Origin of the sequence: Janthinobacterium breve, from assembly GCF_051380895.1 — a bacterium.
In the GTDB taxonomy this organism is placed as follows: Bacteria; Pseudomonadota; Gammaproteobacteria; order Burkholderiales; family Burkholderiaceae_D; genus Janthinobacterium.
Window position 1 is genome coordinate 1 of sequence record NZ_JBNYXY010000023.1, and the last position, 5193, is coordinate 5193.

The window sequence follows — 5193 nt, forward strand, 5'->3', positions numbered from 1 at the left end:
CTGGAGCCGACGAGCCACATGGGGCCAGCCGTGGCCGCGATGGAGCGGCGCGGTGTCAAGACCGAAGTCGGCAAGCGCATCGAGGACGAGGTGATCGACCGCCTGGCACGTGCCAGGGCCGAGGGCGACAAGGAGCTGGAGCTGGCCCAGGCGAACAGGAGCACCATCGACCTGTCCGGCGACCTGGCGGCAGCGAAGCGCGACCTGGCGACGGTGCTGGTCGGGCAGGCCAAGACGGAGCTGGTCAGCGGTGCCGCTGACTTCCGGGCGAAGTTCATGGCCGACCGTGCGGCCAAGCAGGAGCAGGAGCGCCAGGCCGAGCAGGAGCGCCAGGCAGCGGAGCGCGTCCAGCTCGAAGCCAGGCGCAAGGCTGATCTGGAGCTGCCACGTGGCTCGTCTAAGGACAACGATTGGCATGACTTCAGCCCAGGGCGTTAGATTAATCCAGCTTGCCGTTTCACTGCACGTCAAACACCACACTATTTTCTTAGGTAGTATGTCCACTGGCTTGGTCAGATTCGACCGGCGTTCACGAAAATAGGATATTAAAATGTCAATTAATCAACTCGTTTACATAAGCCAAGCAACACGTAAGATGTCTCCAGAAGACCTCTCTTCGATACACGAAAAGGCAAAGGCAAACAATGGACCACTCGATGTAACAGGTAGCTTGTTTTACAACGGTGGTTGGTTTTTGCAAGTATTGGAAGGCCCGGCATCTACGCTAGATAAATTATATAAAAAAATCGAACTCGATCCTCGACATAAAAATTCCCGGGTACTTTACAACGAGCCAGCAAACTTCCGTACTTTCCCGCGTTGGAACATGAATATGACCAACTTGAACGACAGACAAGCCGATAAATATGATGAACTTGTCGAAGTCCTCGAGGCGGCTCAAACAAACCGCAAGATCGGTTCGACGTCTCCTGCAGTGGCATTACTGAAAATTTTTAAAGGCTGATTGACGGTTGTCTGTTTTATGATGTGTGCCTGCGAAAAGTCGGGTTCTGTACCTGGCCTTGATGCGGCGGCGGAGCGTGCTGACGACGCTTTTTATGTCAGTACCCCTTGAGGATCACGTAACGGTGGCGGTTGTCATTGCTGACCCAGGAGCCTTGGAAGTCGGCCTGGCCCTGCCCCTCGCCTTGGGCGGGCGTGATCTCCACGCATAGCCGGTTGGCTGGGCCGCAGTGGTCGAGCTTGATGCGCCCGCCACGCTTGGCAAGATTTGCGATGTTCTCCTCCAGCAGGGCCTTCTCAGCACGCAGCAGCTCTACCTCTTGGTATTCGGCTTCACTGGGCAGCATGAAGCGCCCTAGCACGCACACGGCCAGTACCATAACCAAGCCGGCGCCGGCGACGGACGCCGAGGCCTTGAACGTCAGCCAGGCGCCAGCGCTACGCACCTGGCCAGCCGCCTCATCGAGCGCAGCCACAGCTTGATTTAAGGCCACTACAGCAGTTTTCGGCGCTTGGCCTATGCATTCCACCACCGCACGCGCTGCGGCGTCCCCTGTGGCCTGCTGGAGCGTCACAGATGTGCCTTTAATGGAGTCGATCACCGCCGCCATCGCTTTGCGCTCTTGGGCCATGCCCGCGATCGCGGCTTGGACGGCTGCTTGCTGTTCCTCCATGACGGCGAACATCGCGCCGAGTTTGTCTTGGTCATCCATCATGCCTCCCTGGAGTCGAGCCAGGCGTAAGCCTCGCTCTCCGCATCGTCGTACGCCGCCTGCAGGGCGTCCTTCTCGTCTTCGAAGTCGCCGCTGACTTGAGGGAATACACCGCCGCCCACCTCTACGCCGTGCTCCAGGAGGCGCAGCCGCCAGCCGCCGCCCATATCGATCGGGAGTGGTGTGATCTCATAGCTGAATTTCATCAAAATTCCTCGTCAGTTTCGGTATCCAGGCGCTGCTGTCCGAGCGCCTCCAGTTTCTCGCGTGTGGTCTGATCGCTGGCCGTGCCGGTGGCCTTGGCTTTGCGCTCCTTGTCCCTGATCTTGAACACGAAGTCGGTGATGGCGCGACCCGTCTTCTTCGGCTTGTAGCTCACCGTAATGTCGCTGTGCTTATTGATCTGGTCGACTGCTGGCTCGATGATCCGATTGATGAAGTTGGCCGTCAGCTTGTACTCGCCAGGCCCCAGCTGGAGCGCTTCGCGCAGCCACGCAAGGTTGAGCGTACGGTTGCCGATATCCCTATGCTGGGCCAGCAGCTCGTAGATGCGTACAGCGTGGGCGCTGGTCATGTGGCCGACCTTTTCCAGTTGGTAAGACGTGAACTCAACCTCCAGGCGCGTGATGTACTTGATGACCTCTGGCGTGAACACGATCTGGATGTGCCCCGCGCCGTCGATGTATGCCTTCTCGCTGATCCAGCGCGTCTCCCTGACCCGCACCTTGTTCGTGGCCGGGTCGGTATCGTGGATTGTTACGCTGCGGCTGTAGAGTGCATTCATCGCCTCCTTGAGCTGGCCGTAGACGCTGCCCTTCTCCACACTGGGGAACTGCCTCAGGAAGCTGTCGGCCGTGATAGTGACGGGCAGATCGGGGAACAGCCCCCTCTGCTCCTCACGGCACCGGCAGATCGAGTACAGGATGATGCGCTGCTCGTTTAGGCTCAGTCGGTAGCTGGCCTCGATCAGGCGATTTGACTTTACGACAAGCTCGTTTTTCTTCGCCATATAAACTATTTCATGTTCAGGAGCCGTTATATTACACCATATTAATTACAATTTAATAATTGCAATAGTTAACCGGAAAAATGTAATAGTTAACCGGAAAAATGTAATAGTTAGACGCGGGAACCCGCATGGATACTAGCTCTCCGGACAGCTAAAAGGACTTAAAAGCTGCTCACAACGCTTGCGCGTATAGATCGCAATTCTTTAGGCCCCCTTAGGGGCAAGAAAAGGCCCCCGCGATACGCGACGGCCGGTGGCCGGCAAGCGCCGCCGGTCGGCGGCGGCGCTTGCCGTTTGAGGTGGGGGTGGCCCTGGACGGGCCATCCTCGCTCCCTCGCCTGCGGCGTTGGTCCTCGGACTCGAATCGCCCCCACGGTCAACTCATAGGCCGGTTTGGCTTACAGGGTAGTGGTGCACGCATGCCGATGGCGGGGTTGCTGTTGCTGTTGGGGTTAGTTTTTACGCTTTTAGAATTATCGGTTTACAAAGTTAACCGGGCGTACCGACGGGGGTATCGTCGGTACGCAAGCAAGCGGGGACGCCCGCGCGCTAAGGCGTCCAGTTGGCTTCGTTATGTCGATGGCGCTTCGAGTTTTGACTCACACCACTATCGGGTTATTACTGACGAGGCGGGTATTCTTGTCGGGCGTGCAATACGCTCACTACTTCGATGCGCTCAGCCATCACCTGGTAGACCACGATGTAGTTTGGATGGGCGATGATTTCGCGTGTGCCAGGCACGCGCCCAGAGCGATACAGGTACGGATGCTCGGCGGCTGGCAGCACGGACGCCTCGATTAGCCCACGCATGCGGCGGGCCGCTGGCGGGCTATCGTTGGCGATGAAACGGATGATGGACGCGAGGTTGGCGCGTGCTGATGCACGCCAGAAGACCGGCAGCATTACGCCTGTGGCCTGCTGCGCTTTTCGGCCTCTACAATGATCGCGTCCATTTCTGCCATGACCTGGTCATGAGGAATGCTGGGGCACTGATCATCAAGCGAGGCTTGCACTTGGACGCGGAACCAGCAGTCATAGCTGGCCGCTTGCTCTTCGGTTTCAAATTCCGAGACGATGGGGGAGAGGACGGCGTTCATGGCGTCAAGGTTACACCAGTTTGGGCTGTGGAAGAGCATTGGCGGCAAACGACCTGGCGTGCGCCAGTATGTCATCAAGCGTGGCCGTGCCGTCGATGTACGCCGCGTGGAGCTGCTTGTCGGCGTTGTCCGGCTCGTAGCCCTCGATGCGGTGGTTGGCGAGCATCTGGGCTACGTGGCGCTCCCTGTCGGCTCGCGTCGTCATTGCTGGGCCGGTGTTGTTGGAGCTGCTGCGGCTAGGCCGAACAATGCGCGATCATCGGCACGCGTGAGTTGCTGGCCCATCATTTCCAGCATCTTGTCCTTCGGCCATTCACCGCGTTCGACCTTGGAGAGAATGGCCGCGCCGACGAGAATCTTGCGGCGCGTGTCGTCAGCACGCTTTTGCTTGGCTTCGGCGGTCTTTACCCTGACCTCTGCCTTCTGCTTCAATGCCTTGGCCTGCTTGAGCTTGTCCTCCAAATCCTTGACTCGCTGTTGTGCCTTTTCGATACTGGTTGCCATGATTGCCTTTTGCAGTTTGTATGGGCATTTTAGCGCGAAAAAAAGCACAGGAAAGCCAGCTATAATGGCGGACTATGCAGACCCGGCGAGGAGCGAGAGCAAAGAGCAAGGGCGCACTTAGGAGTTGACTGCGTCAACTCGTGCTCGCCTGCCGCTGGCTAAACAAAAAAACAATATCATGGCAATCTACCATCTCAGCGTCAAAGCAGTTTCCCGGTCAGCCGGTCGGAGTGCGACCGCTGCCGCCGCTTATCGTGCTGGGTGCGAGATTACCGATCAACGAACCGGCGAGGTTCACGACTACACCCGTAAAGGTGGCGTCGAATCTGCTGATATCGTTTTGCCGGATGGTGCGCCAGAATGGGCTACCGACCGGGCCGTGTTGTGGAACGCAGCCGAAGCTGCCGAGCGCCGCAAGGATGCGTGCGTGGCGCGTGAGTTCGAAGTAGCCCTGCCCGACGAGCTTTCGCCAGCCTTGAGGCGGCGGCTGGCCATGGACTTCGCTAAGGAGATGGCGAACCGGGAAGGCTGCGCTGTGGACGTGGCGATCCACGCACCAGGCAAAGAGGGCGACAGCCGCAACCACCACGCTCACATCTTGCGCACGACGCGCAAGGTGGGACTGGACGGCCTGACCGACAAGCTCGACACCGAGAAGGCCGGGCGGAATCGAACCGCCGACCTGGACGCTGCGCGCACTAGGTGGGCCGAGCTGACGAACGAGCGGCTACGTGAAAATGGCATCGAGGCGCGGGTGGATCACCGCAGCCTGAAAGACCAGGGCATCGACCTGGAGCCGACGAGCCACATGGGGCCAGCCGTGGCCGCGATGGAGCGGCGCGGTGTCAAGACCGAAGTCGGCAAGCGCATCGAGGACGAGGTGATCGACCGCCTGGCACGTGCCAGG

General features: G+C 58.9%; 10 protein-coding genes. 3 read left to right on the forward strand and 7 right to left on the reverse strand.

Going from position 1 to position 5193, the window contains the following annotated elements; genetic code table 11:
* Both ACQ4W0_RS29035 and ACQ4W0_RS29040 read left to right on the forward strand, forming a co-directional pair.
* Positions 1–438, forward strand: a 438-nt coding sequence (locus ACQ4W0_RS29035) for a hypothetical protein (protein ID WP_436579884.1), incomplete at its 5' end; no start/stop codon positions are given.
* A gap of 112 nt (positions 439–550) precedes the next feature.
* Positions 551–964: a BLUF domain-containing protein gene (locus ACQ4W0_RS29040; RefSeq protein WP_436579885.1), complete on the forward strand. Its 414-nt coding sequence runs from the start codon at positions 551–553 to the stop codon at positions 962–964.
* 97 nt (positions 965–1061) lie between these two features.
* On the opposite strand, the gene ACQ4W0_RS29045 is transcribed toward ACQ4W0_RS29040, so the two are convergent.
* The 7 genes from ACQ4W0_RS29045 to ACQ4W0_RS29075 all read right to left on the reverse strand — a co-directional run bounded on the left by ACQ4W0_RS29045 (position 1062) and on the right by ACQ4W0_RS29075 (position 4286).
* On the reverse strand, positions 1062–1679 hold the full coding sequence (locus ACQ4W0_RS29045; RefSeq protein WP_436579886.1) for a hypothetical protein: 618 nt from the start codon (positions 1677–1679) through the stop codon (positions 1062–1064).
* Positions 1676–1882 carry a hypothetical protein gene (locus ACQ4W0_RS29050; protein WP_436579887.1) on the reverse strand — a complete coding sequence of 69 codons (207 nt, stop codon included), beginning with the start codon at positions 1880–1882 and terminating at the stop codon, positions 1676–1678. Before ACQ4W0_RS29050 ends, ACQ4W0_RS29045 begins: the two co-directional genes overlap by 4 nt.
* On the reverse strand, positions 1882–2685 hold the full coding sequence (locus ACQ4W0_RS29055) for a RepB family plasmid replication initiator protein (RefSeq protein ID WP_436579888.1): 804 nt from the start codon (positions 2683–2685) through the stop codon (positions 1882–1884). The genes ACQ4W0_RS29050 and ACQ4W0_RS29055 overlap by 1 nt, the downstream gene beginning before the upstream one ends.
* A 618-nt stretch (positions 2686–3303) precedes the next feature.
* Positions 3304–3588, reverse strand: a complete 285-nt coding sequence (locus ACQ4W0_RS29060) for a type II toxin-antitoxin system RelE/ParE family toxin (protein ID WP_436579889.1) — start codon at positions 3586–3588, stop codon at positions 3304–3306.
* A complete protein-coding gene (relB, locus tag ACQ4W0_RS29065; RefSeq protein WP_436579890.1) occupies positions 3588–3782 on the reverse strand; it encodes a type II toxin-antitoxin system RelB family antitoxin in 195 nt (64 codons plus the stop codon). Before relB ends, ACQ4W0_RS29060 begins: the two co-directional genes overlap by 1 nt.
* A 10-nt stretch (positions 3783–3792) precedes the next feature.
* Positions 3793–3987, reverse strand: coding sequence for an antitoxin VbhA family protein (locus ACQ4W0_RS29070; RefSeq protein ID WP_436579891.1), 195 nt, complete (start codon positions 3985–3987; stop codon positions 3793–3795).
* On the reverse strand, positions 3984–4286 hold the full coding sequence (locus tag ACQ4W0_RS29075; RefSeq protein WP_436579892.1) for a DUF8583 domain-containing protein: 303 nt from the start codon (positions 4284–4286) through the stop codon (positions 3984–3986). The genes ACQ4W0_RS29070 and ACQ4W0_RS29075 overlap by 4 nt, the downstream gene beginning before the upstream one ends.
* A 178-nt stretch (positions 4287–4464) precedes the next feature.
* Here ACQ4W0_RS29075 and mobQ point away from each other — a divergent pair.
* Positions 4465–5193, forward strand: a 729-nt coding sequence (mobQ, locus tag ACQ4W0_RS29080) for a MobQ family relaxase (RefSeq protein WP_436579893.1), incomplete at its 3' end; no start/stop codon positions are given.